Below are 14,786 nucleotides of genomic sequence, written 5' to 3'. Positions count from 1 at the left end.
TTATGCAAGTAGAACTAAGAGATCCAAACACTATTATGAAATTATCACGTTTGGGATCTTTTCATCAATCAAAATTATCTTTTTTAAGAAGTTTTTTGAATGAATTTAAAGACTGGGAATATAAACAAGATTTGTTTAATTTAGATGAAAATGGTTATGGTGAGGCAGTTTATTCATTTAAAAAAGACAAAAGAGTTTATTCTTTAGTTTGTTTTGCAAATCATATTAAAGATGAGGAAAGATCAGACAGAGTTATAGCTACTAAGTGGGACGCAGCCTTTACACTTCATGATGGAGTACCAGGTAAAAAAGATATTGAAAGATTAAAAAATGAAGTTCCTAAACAAGAAGTTGGAAGACTTTCTTATAAAGAACTTACATTATCTAGAGCAAATAAATCTGTAAGACTATTTAATCATGTAATAGAGAATTTAAGTCAAGGATTACAACCAGATTTAAATTTATTATCAAAAGTTGGATATTTGTATAGAACTACAGCTGTTTATGGATCAGGTAAATTTGGTTTAGCAGATAGGTTTAGAATTAAAAATCGTGAGGAAATTAACGGACCATTTAGATTAGAAATGATGCTGGTTTATCTTGTAAGACAGTTTACTTTTGACCAAGTAAATCATGTTGCTTATCATAAGAACCCAAAAAAAGCAGTCAAACTAGACGAGCAAATCTCTAAAAATCTAGGTATTGGAAATTCTACTGGATTAGGAATGGCCCCCTTTATTGTTAATCATCCAACACTTTTAAATAACTGGATTTTAAGTAGAGAAATAGCTTTAAAAAAAATTAGAGAAATTCAAAATGTAAATAAAAAGGATAGTGAACTTTTTATTGATTGTGTAAAAAAATCACTAACAAACATTACAAGTTGGAACACTGATAGTGAATATCAAAAAAATAAAATTAATAATTTACTAAAAGATGTTCAAAAATTTTTGAAATTTATTGAGAATGATTTTGATTTTACAAGAGAATATCCTTTCAATAGTATTTATAAGTGGCTTGAGAAAGAAACATGTGAAGAATGTATTGAATACATAGTATCCATTATGATGGAACCATATAGTGAAATAACTGAACCTTTAGTAAAAGAAATGAGCTCTGATGAAGAAAAATATTTTAACATACCAACTCATAGGACTGTTGAAGATTTAAGAAATATAATTGAGAAAAAATATCCAAATATATTAGAAATAAATTTTGAAAAAAAAGAAAATAATCAAAATTTTTGGTTTATCTCAAAAAATAAAGAAGAGCCAAGATTAGCTGATAGATTTGAAGAACATGGTTCAGAATTAGAACAACCTTTAGCCATAGCCAGAGACATAAAAAAACTTTACGAAATATTATTGGTTTCTAAAAATAGTCAAACCGTATCTGACTTTTTAATAAAAAACTCTGATTTAAGACATGTTATTAGAAGGGTTTTTATAGTTGAAAAATTTCCTTATTCAGAAATTCAAGATAATACAATTGGTAAAAACATAATGCCTATTGATATGTTGAGATTGAAGCTATCTTTCTTTGGGGCTTTAAAATTTGACCCAAGATCTGACAAGTGGTTGAGAATTTGCATGTTTCAAGGAGCGCCCTTACCTCATGAATTAAAAAATTACGATGAGCAGTGGGTTTATAAAACTAGCATTTAACATGAAATCATTAAGTGAAATTGAAACTACTGTTAAAAGAGCAACAAAAGCTAGTGGATATTCATGGGGAGTTGCTGAAGAAACAGCAAAGTGTGTAAGACTATTAGAGTCTTTTGGTCTTCCAGGTATAAAGCATATAAACAAATATTTTTCTGAAAGAAAAGAAATTAGTTTTCAAAATTTAAATCTAATATTAGAAAAAAATCAAACCTCAGAAAAATCTTATTGTCCAATAATCCTTGGGGTTAGTTTTTTGGATCAATCAAAATCTTTAGAAATCTTAAAAAAAATTGAATTAAATAACGTTGCTTACCCTTCAATATTTTTAGCTTTTGTAAGCAGAGCATCAGAAATTATTGGAAAAAAAATTCACATAAATCTTGATAAAAAAAAAATTATTTTAAATTTAAATTTAAATATCTATTCTAATATTGCTAATAACGAATTTCCGACTGTTGCAAATCATTTAGAGATCAGTTTTTTGGAAAATATTGATAGCTTTTCTGAGGAAGAGTGGAAGAATTTGTATAAATTATCCGAAGATATTTTTGTTGAAGAAACTGAGAGTTTAAAACAAGGTGGAGCAGGTGCAGGGCTAACAGATAATGACTAATAATTTTGATGAAATTAAGGATCAAGATAACATCGAAGATTTAAATAATATTTGTGATGAGTGTAAAGAAGAGGATGAGAGTGTTTCTCAAAATTTAATTTTAACTGGCTTTAAAATTTGTAAATCTTGTAGAGTTTCTAAAACTATTTTCCCAATCTAGCTAATTTGATTAGTTGGAAGCATGTTCATTCTACTCATTACGAATGTAATTGACAGAAAAGCTATTATCAAAAAAGACAATAAGACTATACCAAAAGATTTAAAATTAGATTTTAAATTTAAAATTTCTTTTGTTGAAATGATTAAACCTGCAAAAATCCAAAATTGAGTAAGAAAAATTATAGGTATCATTAAATCTGGAGTTACTGCAAAAAATCTCAATAAACCAGGAGCATGAGCAAAACCAACTGCAGTTAAAACTTTTTTAAATGATACTTTGGTTTGTTTATCTGGAAAAAGTTTAACACCTATCACAAAAATAAAGATCGCCCATATTAACCAAGTAACTATTGCTGTTAGACCCGACATTCCTATTGCTGTTTTAATGACAGTGTTAGCTGCTACTGCGCCAGCAACTCCATCTAAAATCATTATTAAGCCCGCAAAATATATGGAAGCTTCACCAAAATTTCTGTTATCAGAATAAAGTGTTTTATCTAATTTTATTGATTTGAAAACTATATTTAAAAATTCACCAAACATTAATTTTTATCTCTTTTATTTTTTTGAGCTTTATATGAAACAATTAATGGAAATACTATTAAAGCAATCGCAATAATAATGCAAATTGCTATTAAAAACCCTTTTGTCATTGAAATTTGGGGGAGTTTAAATAACTCCCCCTAAATAAATTTAGCCTTTTACAACTTCTCTTGTGTTTGCGTTGAAAGACTCTTTGAATGGAATATCCACTACTACAGCATCAACAGGTGTTCCTGGAGTTTCTGAATATTCTGCAGGTAGATGAACTTTATATTTAGTTCCCACTTTTCCTTTTGGAAAACCATTTGCATTTAATGTTCCATCGAACGGAACATATCCCATTGCAATGTTTGTTTTCTTTTCAGGATGCCACCATGGTGACGTTAAAAATCCTACCGGATCTCCACCACTTTCAGGAGAAACTAACCAAAAGTCAGGTGCATAATTATCAATAGGTTTACCACCTAATTCCATACCAACTAGTTGGAGTTTGTATGGTTTTTTACCTGCTTTTAATTCCTCTTTCATCTTTTCTAGTGCAGCCTTACCAACATAATCAGCGGTTTTGTTCCATTCTCCTTTTCCAGACAAAGAAACTTGATAACCTAAATTACATTGGAACGGATTGTGTTGTTGATCCATGTCTTGTCCCCATGAAAGAATTCCTGCTTGAATTCTTCTGTGGTGAGCAGGAGCAATAACCATTAAGCTGTGTTTTTTTCCAGCTTCAAGTACAGCATTCCACATATCCTCAGCATATAAAGTAGAGTTTCTTAAATAAATTTCATAACCAGCTTCTCCTGAGAAACCAGATTGTGAAATCACAACATCTCTTCCACCAACTTTTGCTTCAGCTAATCCGTAGAAAGGCATATTATCGAAATCTACTTGATCTCCACATAAATCTTTCATTAATGCTTTTGATTTAGGACCTTGAATTTGAACTGGGCTCACATCAATTTCTTCAATTTTACAATCAAATCTTCCATCTGCGTTTACACCTTGAAGATATAAACCAATATCAGAGTCTGATAATGAAAACCAAAATTCATCCTCAGAAATTCTTAAAAGAATTGGATCATTCAAAACTCCACCATATGCATTACATAGAATTACATATCTTGCTCTCATTGGTGAAATTTTAGTTGCATCTCTAGTGATCACATAATCAGTAAATTTTTCTGCATCTGGACCCTTAACTCTTATTTGTCTTTCAACAGCAACGTTCCACATAGTTACATGGTTTACGATAGCATCGTATTCAACCATAGCACCACCATCTTCTGGTTTTACATAACCTCTTGGGTGATAAATACGATTGTATACAGTTGCTCTCCAACAACCTGCCTGCATTGATAAATGCCAATAAGGTGATTTTCTTACCCTTGTTGAAATTAACATTTCAACTTTTGTTGGCCCACTTTGTCTTAAGTTGTATGGTACTTCCCTGTCTGACTGATCAACAGAAGTAACATGTTTTAATTTAGTATAGTCAAATTCATTAGACATAACTATTCTCCCTCAACCACTTGTTAGTTTCCTTCAAGCCGCCGAATGTATAAATGTGGAAGTTATCAGTGTGCGATTTAACTTTCCCAATTAAATCATTAGGGTCTTTAGGTTTCAATAAATCTAACGCCTTACTAAAATTAGATTTAAGAAAGTTTAAGGAATTTTTTGCCCCAACAATATTAGCAAATTTAATTAAGCTAGATATTTTTAAGGGCCCAGTGATTCCAACATGCACTGGTACGCTTTGTTTAGAAATAAAATCAATAATAGGCTGAGGATCTAATAACCATTGAGTTACTATATAATCAGCGTAAGGCTTTTTATCTATCATTGCTTTTTCTAAATCTGTGTCGGATATATCAGGACTCCCTTCAGGATGTCCAGCTATTCCTATTTTCATTTTTTCAAAATAACCTGTTTCTAAAAGTTGAAATGAACTATCAAATTTTCCAAGAGGCTCTCTTCCTCCTCCAATAATTAAAGCTTGTTTAACTCCTGCATCTTTACATCGTGTAACATAATCCTTAAGCTCATTTTCATCTCCCATAGATCTTGCCGGAAAATGTGGAACTGGATTAAATCCTTTTTTTACGAGCTCAGCTGCTTTATATGCAGTTTCTTTATAATCTCCTCCTGGAAGCATAGTGATATAGACATCATTTAATGGAGGTAAAGTTTCAAGATCTGTTTTTGGACCAATCTCCAAAGAAAAATTCATATTTCGGATCTTTATTGATTTTGAAATATGAGTCTAGAAAATTCGTTCGCGCTAAAATTACTTCTTAAGCTGACCTCTGTGCTTTTGAATTCTTTGACCGTACTGCTGAGTGACCCTGTCGAAGATAATTGCTAAGGCTACAATAGCTAAACCATTCATCATTCCTAATGCCAAATATTGGTTAGAAATTGCTTGTAAAATAGGCACTCCAAGGCCTTTTACACCTATCATAGATGCAATCACAACCATTGCTAAAGCCATCATAATCGTTTGGTTAATTCCAGCAAAGATTGTTGGAAGTGACAATGGAATTTGAACTGATTTAAGTTTCTGCATTGGAGTTGCTCCAAATGCCTCACTCGCTTCTAAAGTTTCTTTATCTACTTCTCTGATACCCAGATTTGTTAGTCTTACAATTGGAGGTAAAGCATAAATGCAAACTGCTAAAAGCCCTGGAACTTTTCCTATACCGAGTAGCATGATTATAGGAATTAAATAAACAAAACTTGGAATAGTTTGCATCATATCAAGTATTGGTAAAATTGCTTTTTCTGCTCTTTGAGATTTAGACATAACAACACCAATTGGGATTCCTACTGCTATACAAACAAGAGTAGATACAGATATTATGGCTACAGTCGCCATGCAATTTTTCCACATTCCAAAATAACCGATAATCAAAAAGCATACCACTGTACCAATTGTTAATTTTATACTTCTAGAACCTATCCAAGCTAATAATGCAAAGACACCGATTACTACAGGCCAAGGACTATTGATTAATAACTTTTCTAACCAGATTAAAAAATATAAAAGTGGATCAAAAAAACTTTCTATACCTTCGCCATAGGCTCTTGAAAATTCTTTAAAACTAAAGTCGATTCCTTTCTTAAACTCTCTAAGAGCTGTTCTATCCATTACTGGAATTTTAGTAAAGAAATCCATAATTCTTTTTATTAAAATCGAACCCGTTTGACAACGGGTTCGATAATTTTATTTAATTAAAGTGCTTTTTTGATTTTTGCAGCAGCATCGCTTGAAACCCATTTAGACCAAACACCTTCTTGTGTTTTAAGGAATTCAATTGCAGCATCTGCACCCTCAGCTTGGTTTTCTCCCATCCATACCAACATTGAGTTCATAACTGGGCCTGGGTAAGTTCTTTTCTCTAAGTAACTCATACCTTCTGCACCAGCAGTTTTTTTGTAGTTGTCAGTAGCGATAGTAAACACTTCAGATTTTACCCATGAAGATTTTTTAGGAGTACCACATTCTTGTTCAGGTTTTACAAGACAATTATCCCAATTCTCTTTTCCACCCCATTCTCCCATGTCAACAGACTGAAGATTGTATTTTCCTACTAAAGAAGTTGGTGACCAGTAATAACCAAACCAGTTTTCTCCTCTTTCAGCAGCTTTAGCAATTGAACCATCAAGTCCTGCAGCAGAACCGGTTTCAACAATTGCCCAACCTTTTTCTTCCATACCCCAAGCTTTAAAGTGTTGCTTGTTAATTAATTCACAAGCCCAACCTGGAGGACAAATGTGGAAACCACCTTTTGATGGATCCTCAGGGTGAGGAAACAGATCAGGTCTTTCTAAAATTGCAGCAGCAGTTGTTAGCTCAGGATGCTTTTCTAGAGTAGCAGGTAATACCCACCAACCTTCACCTAAACCAGTGATTGGAGCTGTATTAATTGAATGCATTTTGCCTTCATCAACAGCTTTATTCAAAGCAACTATTGCAGCGTTAGCCCAAAATTCTGGAGCAACATCTGGTTCACCTTTTTCTTGCATAGATGTAAATGTAGGCATTGTTGCACCTGGAACCAATTCTACAGAACATCCATAACCTTCTTCTAATATAATTTTATCAACTTCAGCCATAAAGTTTGCTGAGGCCCAGTTCATATTAGCGATAGTTATATTTCCACAAGCAGCATTAGCCACACTTCCAAAAGAAGTAAGACCAAAAACAACTGCTAGGGAAAGAAGTATTCTTTTAATTTTCATTTTATCTCCCAATATTTGATTCATTTAAAAATCAAATTGAACATATTGAGAGAAATATTGCAAATTAAATTCAATTATAAGTTGAAGTCAAATTGTCTTTAAATATTCATTAAATTTAGTTATGGTTTTTAAATGAAATTTTCAGCAAATTTTTTTTTCAAAGAGTTTGTTTATATTTTAAATTGTAAAACAGTTTTTCAGCAAATCATTATTAGAGAGTCGTAATTTTTAAACCTAAATTAATTTTTTAATTAATTAATTAAAGGAGGTTTATGAATTTAAATAAAAAATTATCAGACATCTTAGATCTTAAAAAAATTGAAGTCGTTAAAAATCCTATAGAGAAAGCTCATGGATTACCTAATGAGTGTTATTTGAATGACGATTATTTAGAATTTGAAAAAGAAAAAGTTTTTAAAAATAATTGGACGATGGTTGGTGTTGCAAGCTCGGTTACAAATCCTGGTGATGCAAAGCCATTTAATCTTTTAGATATTCCAATATTAATAGTCAGAAACAAAGATAATGAGATAAAAGTTTTTCATAACGTTTGTAGTCACAGAGGTTTCAAATTAGTTGACCAAGAATGTAAATTAAAAAATGTAATAAGATGTCCTTATCATTCCTGGTCTTATGATTTTAATGGTAAATTAACTGTTACTCCTCATATAGGAGGATTAGGAAAACATGATGTAGAAGGATTTGATAAAAATAATAGCAACCTTAAAGAAATAAGATCAAAAGTTTGGATGGATTTAATTTTCATCAACATAAATTCTAACGCAAAACCATTTGAGGAATTTATTAAACCTTTAGAAGATAGATGGTCTAAGTTTATTTCTAAAAAAGATCAACAATTAATAAGACATGCTTCTGACAATGGTTACTTTAATATGATTGTAAATAGTAATTGGAAATTTGCTATAGAGAATTATTGCGAAAGCTATCATTTACCCTGGATACATCCAGAGCTGAATAGAGTTTCAAATATTTCAGATCATTACCACATAGAGGATGAAAATTTTAATTTCTCTGGACAAGGAAGTGATAAATATTCACAACAGTTCGATGGGAATATAAAATTTAAATGTTTTCCTAATTGGCCAAGTGAAGTATCTGAAAAATCTGAATATGTATCATTATACCCAAATGTAATGTTGGGAATTCACATAGATCATTTTTATGCATTTTGGTTAGAACCAATTTCAAACAATCAGACAAAAGAACACTTTGAATTATATTATATCGGAGATGAAAGCGCTTCGAGCGATGAGTTTAAAGGGATTAGAGAAAAAAATTTTGCATTTTGGCAAGAAGTTATGAACGAAGATGTAACTGCAATTGAAGGAATGCAAAAAGGGCGAAGCTCACCTGCTTATAATGGTGGAAATTTTTCACCTGTAATGGATACACCTACTTTGATGTTTCACAAATGGGTTGCAACAAATTTAACAAAATGAAAGGATAAATTATGAAAAAAGATTTAATTACAAGGTTAAATGAGGGTCCTATCATGTGTGCAGAAGGATACCTTTTTGCAATGGAAAGAAGAGGTTATCTTTCAGCAGGTCCATTTGTTCCTGAAGTTGTTTTGGAGCATCCAGAGGTAGTAACCCAATTACATAGAGAATTTATCAGAGCTGGTTCAGATGTAGTTCAGGCATTTACTTATTATGGTCATAGAGAAAAGCTAAGAATAATTGGCAAAGAACATTTGTTAGAACCGATGCAAAAAGGTGCTCTTAAAATTGCAAAAGATGCTGCTGCTGAGTTTGAAGATTTAGATTTGATGGTTTGTGGAGATGTTGCAAATACAAACGTATTTGATCCTGGTGATGCAAATACTCACAAACAATGTCAACAAATGTATGAAGAACAAGTTGCTTGGGCAAAAGAAGCTGGAGTTGATTTTGTTATTGCTGAAACAATTAGTTGGACTGATGAAATGAAAATTGCATTAAAAGCAATTAAGGACGCTGGGCTAATTGCAGTTTGTAATTTTGCAATTCCAAGAGGTGATAAAACTAGAGAAGGACACAGTGCTGAAGATGCATGTAAGATGATGGAAGATCTAGGTGCTGATGTAGTTGGATTAAATTGTTACAGAGGACCAGAGATGACAATGAAACTTTTAAAAAAAGTTAGAGACAAAGTTTCTTGTCATGTGTCAGGTCTTCCAGTTCCTTACAGAACTACTGAGGAAGAACCTGGTTTTTTAAATATTACTGATCATGGCTGCGATTGTATTCCTGGTGGAAATGCATTTCCTGTAGCTTTAGATAATTTATTTTGCAACAGATTTGAAATGGCAGAATTTGCAAAAGATTGTGTTCAGAATAAAATAAATTTTATTGGTATATGTTGTGGTGCTGAAGCTCATCATGTCAGAGAAATGTCTGTTGCAATTGGTAAAAAACCAATTTCAATGAAATACATGCCGGACATGAGCAAACATTTTCATCATGGTACTGATAAATCTTTAAAAAAAGTAAATAAAGAAATTAAATATTAATGGAAAAGCATGCCAAAGTTGTAATCATAGGTGGCGGTGTAGTTGGGTGTTCTATTCTTTACCATTTATCTAAATTTGGATTAAAAGATTGTATTTTACTTGAAAGAAATGAATTAACATCAGGTTCTTCGTGGCATGCTGCTGGAAATGTTCATGTAATTTCTTCTGACCCAAATATCTCTCGGATGATGGCTTATACAATAGGTTTATATAAAGAGATAGAAAAAGAATCTGGTCACTCAACTGGATTTAAACCAAGTGGAGGTTTTTATTTAGCCTCAAATGAAGTTTGGGCTGATTATTTAAAGAGAGAAAGATCAAAAGCAAGATACATGGGACTTGACCAAGAATTTATTTCTTTAGAAGAAGTGAAAAAGAAACATCCTTTAATTGATCCTTCAAGATATCTGCTAGCTTTATGGGATCCTATTGATGGTGAAGTTGATCCATCAGGTGTTACTTATGCTTTTGCAAAAGCTGCAAAAGTTCATGGTGGAAAATATTACACTCATACAGTTGTTAAAGACACGAAACAAAAAGAAGATGGAACCTGGGATGTCTTTACTGAAAAAGGAAACATTAATGCTGAAATAGTAATTAATGCGGGTGGTTTGTGGGCAAGAGAAGTTGGTCAATTAGCAGGATTAAATCTTCCAGTTCAACCAATGGAACATCATTATTTAATCACTGAACCTATTCCAGAAATTGAAGCAATGGGTGACCAAAGATTGCCTATTGGAACAGATTTTGAAGGAAATATTTATTTTAGACAAGAAGGAAAAGGAATGTTGCTTGGAACTTATGAACCAAAATCTACTCCCTGGAAGGTACAAGGGACACCAATGAATTTTGGTCATGAATTATTGGAACCGAAATTAGATAATATTGAAGATCGATTAGCAATTGGGTTTGAGAGAATGCCTGCCTTAGAGCGTGCAGGAATAAAAAATATAGTTAATGGACCTTTTACTTTTGGTCCAGATGGTAGTCCTTTGATTGGTCCTGTACCTGGAATGAAAAATTATTGGGTTGCAGTTGGTGTGATGGCTGGGTTTTGCCAAGGGGGTGGAGTTGGAAAATGTATTGCTGAATGGATTATTGATGGTGAGCCTTCCATTGATGTTTGGGCAATGGATGTTGCTCGTTTTGGAGATTATGCATCACCACAATACGGAACAATAAAATCCTCAGAAAATTATGAACGAAGATTTATTATGACTTTTCCCAATGAAACTTTACCAAAAGGAAGAAAACAAAAAACAACAGCTCTTTATGATCGTTTTGTTAATAAAGGTGCTGTGATGGGAGATAGTTTTGGATTAGAAAATGTTTTGTGGTTTGCAAACAACAAAGAAGACGCTCATGAAGAACCAACAATAAAAAGATCAAGATCACATGATTATGTTTCAAAAGAAGTTATTAATGTAAGAGAGAATGTTGGCTTGATTGAAGTTGCAAATTTTTCAAAACATGAATTCAAAGGACCTGACGCTAGAAAATTTTTAGATCACATCATGGCTGGAAAACTTCCAAAACCTGGAAGAATATCTTTATCACCAATGTTGTCTTATAGAGGAAAATTGTGTGGAGATTTAACAGTTGCTTGTTTGGATGAAAATGAATTTATGGTATTTGGATCTGGTGCTGCTCAAGAAATGCACAGACGTTGGTTTGAAAGTCACTTAGATAAATTTAATTTAAATTATAAAAATAGATCTGATGAGTTTCATGGATTATCAATTGCAGGACCTAATTCAAGAAAGGTTTTAGAAAAAATAGTAAGAGATGATGTTTCAAATGAAAAATTTAAGTTTAGAGACTCAAGAAGAATGTTTGTTGGTGGAGTTCCTGCACTAGTAAATAGAATTTCATTTACTGGAGAACTTGGTTACGAAATATATGTAGCACCTCATTATCAATTAAAATTATACGAAGAACTAGTTGAAGCTGGAAAAGAATTTAATATTAAACCCTTTGGTGGAAGAGCATTAATGTCAATGAGGCTTGAGAAAAATTGGGGAGCTTGGACATTAGATTATAGACCAGATTTTACTGCTAAAGAAACAGGATTAGATGTTTTTATCAATTGGGATAAAGAATTTATAGGTAAAGAAAGTGCACAAAAAGAAAACTCTTCAAACAAACTTATACCTTTAATTGTTGAAACCAATGATATTGATGTAACAAATAATGAAGCTGTTATGAATGGAGATCAAAGTATAGGTTATGTTACTTCAGGTGGTTTTGCACATTTTGTAAATAAGAGTGTTGCTTTTACTTTTGTTGATCAGGATAAAATTAAATCCGAAAATAAAGTTCAAGTAGAGATAAATGGAGATTTATTTAATTGCTCAATTATTAAAGAACCACTTTATGATCCAAGTGGTCAAAAAATGAGAAGTTAATGTCTGATCAGGATAAAGACGTATCTAAAAATTTAAACATTTATAAATTAGACAAAACAGAAGACGTGATGAGTTATTACGCAGATTGGTCAGAAAATAACAAATATAATAAAGACATGATTGATTGGAACTATACAGGTCCAAAAGAAACAGCCGCAGCTTTTAATAAACATCAGCAAAATAAAGATGCATTAATACTCGATGCGGGTTGTGGTACAGGGTTAGTTGCTCAAGAATTAGAGAAATTTGGATTCAATAATTTTCATGGAATAGACTTATCTCAAGATCTTTTAAATTCAGTTCCAAAAAATCTTTACAAAAAATTAAGTAAATTAGATTTAAATAAAGAAATTCCTGAAGCAGATAATACTTATGATAGCGTGTTATGCGTTGGAACCTTCACATTTGGTCATGTCAAAAATAATGCTTTAGATGAATTTTTAAGAATTACCAAACCAGGTGGCTATATTGGTTTCACCATAAATGAGGGTATTTTTAAGAAATACAGTTTTAATACAAAAATAGAGGAATTTAAAAACAAAGAATTATGGGAAGAAAAAGATTTCTTTAAATCAGATTACATAGCTAGTAAAAATGTAAATGCATGGTTAGGAATTTATAAAATTACAAAATGAGATTTAAGAGAAAAATAGTTCCAGAATTTAAACCTAAACAGAATTTTATTATCAAAAAAAGATTAAGAGAAGACGAGATTGATTTTGATAAGCTAAGATCTTATCGTTTAGATAGAGTTAAAAAAGAATTAGAAAAAAATAATTTAGAAGCGTGTATTTTATTCGATCCGGTAAATGTTCGATATGCATTAGATAGTGTAAACATGAGTGTTTATAATATGCATAACTTAACAAGATATTGCTTTATTCCAGTTAATGGTCCTACAATACTTTATGAGTATTTCAATTGTGAGAAATTATCAGAGCATTTACATCTTATTGATGAATTAAGACCTGTAATTACTTGGGATTATTTTAGTAACGGTGATCAATCAGAGCAACAATTAAAAAAATGGGTTAATGAAGTTAAAGATTTATCAAACTCATATTTTAAATCTAAAAAAATTGCTATTGATGTTTTAAATGGTCCTGCGGTTTCAGCATTAAATAAAGAGAACATCCAAGTGGTTGATGCTAAATTAATTTTAGAACAAGCAAGAGTAATAAAATCAAATGATGAAATTAAATGTATGAGATCAGCGATTGATGTCGCTGAAATGGGTATTGTTAAGATGAAGGAACAATTAAAACCAGGAATGACTGAGAATGAATTATGGTCAATACTCCATCAAACGAATATAGAAAATTATGGTGAGTGGATTGAATGTAGATTGTTAGCTTCAGGAGAAAGAACTAATCCATGGATGCAAGAATGCAGTAATAAAATTATCCAAGATAAAGAAATTGTTTCTTTTGATACTGACATGGTTGGCCCCTATGGTTATTGTGCAGATATATCTCGTGCATTTGTTGTTGGAGACAAATTTAATGATGATCAAAAAAAACTATATTCAATGGCAGTTGAACAAATTGATTACAATTCTAATTTAATTAAACCAGGATTATCGTTTAAGGAATTTATTGAAAAATCATGGAATTTGCCTGATGACTATTATGGAAATAGATATTCTTGTATGGTTCATGGAATTGGACTCTGTGATGAATGGCCATTCATAAGATACCCAACAGATGGTGGTCAAAAGGAAGGTTGTTTTGAGAAAAATATGACTATTACAGTAGAAAGTTATATTGGAAAAGTAGGTGGTAAAGAAGGTGTTAAGCTTGAGCAACAATACTTAATTGGTGAAAATGCACTTGAATTAATGTCCCATTATCCGTTAGAAGATATTTAATGAAAATTATTTTGGTTATGGGTTTACCTGGTGCAGGTAAAACAACTTTAGCAAATGAAATGGCGCCTCATTTAAATGCAAAAAGATTAAATGCTGATGAAGTTAGAAAAGCAGCTGATGATTGGGATTTTTCAGAGGAAGGTAGAGTAAGACAAGCTAAAAGAATGGCTGAATTTGCTCTAAAATTAAAAGCTGAGGGTCATTATGTAATTGCAGATTTTGTTGCTCCTACACCTGAGGCAAGAAATTTGTTTCCAGCAGATTTTAGAATTTGGGTAGATACAATAAAGAAAGGTAGATTTGAAGATACCAACCAAATGTTTGTTAATCCAAAAAACTTTGACTACCATGTAACAACTCAGGATGCTAAAAAATGGGCACCTTTAATAATTGAGGAGATTAAAAAATGACATATCAATGGGATAATAAAAAACCGACAGCGCAAATGTTAGGAAGATGGCAACCCTTTCATGATGGGCACTATAAACTGTTTAAAGAGATAATAAAAAAAACAGGACAAGTTTGTATCCAAATAAGAGATGTACAAGGTGTTGATGATAATCCATTTGATTTTCAAACTGTAAAAAAAAATATTGAAGAAAGATTAAATCCTGAGTTTGAAAGTCAATTTAAAATTATGTTGGTTCCTAATATTACAAATATTTGTTACGGAAGAGGTGTTGGATATAAAATTGAGGAAATAGTTTTAGATGAAGAAACTCAAAAAATCTCGGCAACTAAAATTAGAGCTCAAATGAGAGAAGAGGGTAAATTAAAATAA

General features: G+C 31.7%; 15 protein-coding genes. 10 read left to right on the top strand and 5 right to left on the bottom strand.

Features of this window, described 5'->3' with window-relative positions; all coding sequences use genetic code 11:
* Positions 1 to 2: 2 nt before the first annotated feature.
* From ACTTBE_RS03345 to ACTTBE_RS03335, 3 genes are read left to right on the top strand one after another with little or no spacing between them, the layout of a single operon-like run.
* Entirely contained in the window at positions 3 to 1,664 is a 1,662-nt protein-coding gene (locus ACTTBE_RS03345; RefSeq protein WP_440677129.1) for a hypothetical protein, read from the top strand.
* Positions 1,633 to 2,277 carry a DUF3726 domain-containing protein gene (locus tag ACTTBE_RS03340; protein WP_440677128.1) on the top strand — a complete coding sequence of 215 codons (645 nt, stop codon included), beginning with the start codon at positions 1,633 to 1,635 and terminating at the stop codon, positions 2,275 to 2,277. Before ACTTBE_RS03345 ends, ACTTBE_RS03340 begins: the two co-directional genes overlap by 32 nt.
* Positions 2,270 to 2,437 (top strand): hypothetical protein, encoded by a 168-nt coding sequence (locus ACTTBE_RS03335; protein ID WP_440677127.1) that lies wholly within the window; start codon positions 2,270 to 2,272, stop codon positions 2,435 to 2,437. The genes ACTTBE_RS03340 and ACTTBE_RS03335 overlap by 8 nt, the downstream gene beginning before the upstream one ends.
* Here ACTTBE_RS03335 and ACTTBE_RS03330 read toward each other — a convergent pair.
* The 5 genes from ACTTBE_RS03330 to ACTTBE_RS03310 all read right to left on the bottom strand — a co-directional run bounded on the left by ACTTBE_RS03330 (position 2,434) and on the right by ACTTBE_RS03310 (position 7,221).
* On the bottom strand, positions 2,434 to 2,979 hold the full coding sequence (locus ACTTBE_RS03330) for a hypothetical protein (protein WP_440614125.1): 546 nt from the start codon (positions 2,977 to 2,979) through the stop codon (positions 2,434 to 2,436). The genes ACTTBE_RS03335 and ACTTBE_RS03330 overlap by 4 nt on opposite strands.
* Before the next feature lie 150 nt (positions 2,980 to 3,129).
* On the bottom strand, positions 3,130 to 4,488 hold the full coding sequence (locus ACTTBE_RS03325; RefSeq protein WP_440634385.1) for an aminomethyl transferase family protein: 1,359 nt from the start codon (positions 4,486 to 4,488) through the stop codon (positions 3,130 to 3,132).
* On the bottom strand, positions 4,481 to 5,209 hold the full coding sequence (locus tag ACTTBE_RS03320; protein ID WP_440677126.1) for a methylenetetrahydrofolate reductase: 729 nt from the start codon (positions 5,207 to 5,209) through the stop codon (positions 4,481 to 4,483). The genes ACTTBE_RS03325 and ACTTBE_RS03320 overlap by 8 nt, the downstream gene beginning before the upstream one ends.
* A gap of 57 nt (positions 5,210 to 5,266) precedes the next feature.
* Positions 5,267 to 6,154 carry an ABC transporter permease gene (locus ACTTBE_RS03315; protein WP_440677125.1) on the bottom strand — a complete coding sequence of 296 codons (888 nt, stop codon included), beginning with the start codon at positions 6,152 to 6,154 and terminating at the stop codon, positions 5,267 to 5,269.
* A gap of 56 nt (positions 6,155 to 6,210) precedes the next feature.
* Positions 6,211 to 7,221, bottom strand: coding sequence for a glycine betaine ABC transporter substrate-binding protein (locus tag ACTTBE_RS03310; RefSeq protein ID WP_034390126.1), 1,011 nt, complete (start codon positions 7,219 to 7,221; stop codon positions 6,211 to 6,213).
* A 272-nt stretch (positions 7,222 to 7,493) separates the two neighbouring features.
* On the opposite strand from ACTTBE_RS03310, the gene ACTTBE_RS03305 reads away from it, so the two are divergent.
* The 7 genes from ACTTBE_RS03305 to ACTTBE_RS03275 are packed head-to-tail and all read left to right on the top strand — an operon-like array spanning position 7,494 to position 14,786.
* Positions 7,494 to 8,681: an aromatic ring-hydroxylating oxygenase subunit alpha gene (locus tag ACTTBE_RS03305; protein WP_440677124.1), complete on the top strand. Its 1,188-nt coding sequence runs from the start codon at positions 7,494 to 7,496 to the stop codon at positions 8,679 to 8,681.
* Between the two features lie 11 nt (positions 8,682 to 8,692).
* Positions 8,693 to 9,733, top strand: coding sequence for a homocysteine S-methyltransferase family protein (locus ACTTBE_RS03300; RefSeq protein WP_440677123.1), 1,041 nt, complete (start codon positions 8,693 to 8,695; stop codon positions 9,731 to 9,733).
* On the top strand, positions 9,733 to 12,138 hold the full coding sequence (locus ACTTBE_RS03295) for a GcvT family protein (RefSeq protein ID WP_440677122.1): 2,406 nt from the start codon (positions 9,733 to 9,735) through the stop codon (positions 12,136 to 12,138). Before ACTTBE_RS03300 ends, ACTTBE_RS03295 begins: the two co-directional genes overlap by 1 nt.
* A complete protein-coding gene (locus ACTTBE_RS03290; protein WP_440677121.1) occupies positions 12,138 to 12,773 on the top strand; it encodes a class I SAM-dependent DNA methyltransferase in 636 nt (211 codons plus the stop codon). Before ACTTBE_RS03295 ends, ACTTBE_RS03290 begins: the two co-directional genes overlap by 1 nt.
* A complete protein-coding gene (locus ACTTBE_RS03285) occupies positions 12,770 to 14,005 on the top strand; it encodes a M24 family metallopeptidase (RefSeq protein WP_440677120.1) in 1,236 nt (411 codons plus the stop codon). The genes ACTTBE_RS03290 and ACTTBE_RS03285 overlap by 4 nt, the downstream gene beginning before the upstream one ends.
* Positions 14,005 to 14,415, top strand: coding sequence for an AAA family ATPase (locus ACTTBE_RS03280; protein WP_440677119.1), 411 nt, complete (start codon positions 14,005 to 14,007; stop codon positions 14,413 to 14,415). Before ACTTBE_RS03285 ends, ACTTBE_RS03280 begins: the two co-directional genes overlap by 1 nt.
* Positions 14,412 to 14,786, top strand: coding sequence for a cytidyltransferase (locus ACTTBE_RS03275; protein ID WP_440677118.1), 375 nt, complete (start codon positions 14,412 to 14,414; stop codon positions 14,784 to 14,786). Before ACTTBE_RS03280 ends, ACTTBE_RS03275 begins: the two co-directional genes overlap by 4 nt.

Origin of the sequence: Candidatus Pelagibacter sp. HIMB1587, from assembly GCF_052047775.1 — a bacterium.
Taxonomy (GTDB): domain Bacteria; phylum Pseudomonadota; class Alphaproteobacteria; order Pelagibacterales; family Pelagibacteraceae; genus Pelagibacter.
This window is presented reverse-complemented; position numbering and strand designations above follow the sequence as displayed.

Coding starts and splice junctions, on each gene's coding strand:
- ACTTBE_RS03275 (WP_440677118.1), top strand. CDS start 14,412: ATGACATATCAATGGGATAATAAAAAACCGACAGCGCAAATGTTAGGA.
- ACTTBE_RS03295 (WP_440677122.1), top strand. CDS start 9,733: ATGGAAAAGCATGCCAAAGTTGTAATCATAGGTGGCGGTGTAGTTGGG.
- ACTTBE_RS03285 (WP_440677120.1), top strand. CDS start 12,770: ATGAGATTTAAGAGAAAAATAGTTCCAGAATTTAAACCTAAACAGAAT.
- ACTTBE_RS03315 (WP_440677125.1), bottom strand. CDS start 6,154: ATGGATTTCTTTACTAAAATTCCAGTAATGGATAGAACAGCTCTTAGA.
- ACTTBE_RS03310 (WP_034390126.1), bottom strand. CDS start 7,221: ATGAAAATTAAAAGAATACTTCTTTCCCTAGCAGTTGTTTTTGGTCTT.
- ACTTBE_RS03325 (WP_440634385.1), bottom strand. CDS start 4,488: ATGTCTAATGAATTTGACTATACTAAATTAAAACATGTTACTTCTGTT.
- ACTTBE_RS03335 (WP_440677127.1), top strand. CDS start 2,270: ATGACTAATAATTTTGATGAAATTAAGGATCAAGATAACATCGAAGAT.
- ACTTBE_RS03320 (WP_440677126.1), bottom strand. CDS start 5,209: ATGAATTTTTCTTTGGAGATTGGTCCAAAAACAGATCTTGAAACTTTA.
- ACTTBE_RS03345 (WP_440677129.1), top strand. CDS start 3: ATGCAAGTAGAACTAAGAGATCCAAACACTATTATGAAATTATCACGT.
- ACTTBE_RS03280 (WP_440677119.1), top strand. CDS start 14,005: ATGAAAATTATTTTGGTTATGGGTTTACCTGGTGCAGGTAAAACAACT.
- ACTTBE_RS03330 (WP_440614125.1), bottom strand. CDS start 2,979: ATGTTTGGTGAATTTTTAAATATAGTTTTCAAATCAATAAAATTAGAT.
- ACTTBE_RS03305 (WP_440677124.1), top strand. CDS start 7,494: ATGAATTTAAATAAAAAATTATCAGACATCTTAGATCTTAAAAAAATT.
- ACTTBE_RS03300 (WP_440677123.1), top strand. CDS start 8,693: ATGAAAAAAGATTTAATTACAAGGTTAAATGAGGGTCCTATCATGTGT.
- ACTTBE_RS03340 (WP_440677128.1), top strand. CDS start 1,633: ATGAGCAGTGGGTTTATAAAACTAGCATTTAACATGAAATCATTAAGT.
- ACTTBE_RS03290 (WP_440677121.1), top strand. CDS start 12,138: ATGTCTGATCAGGATAAAGACGTATCTAAAAATTTAAACATTTATAAA.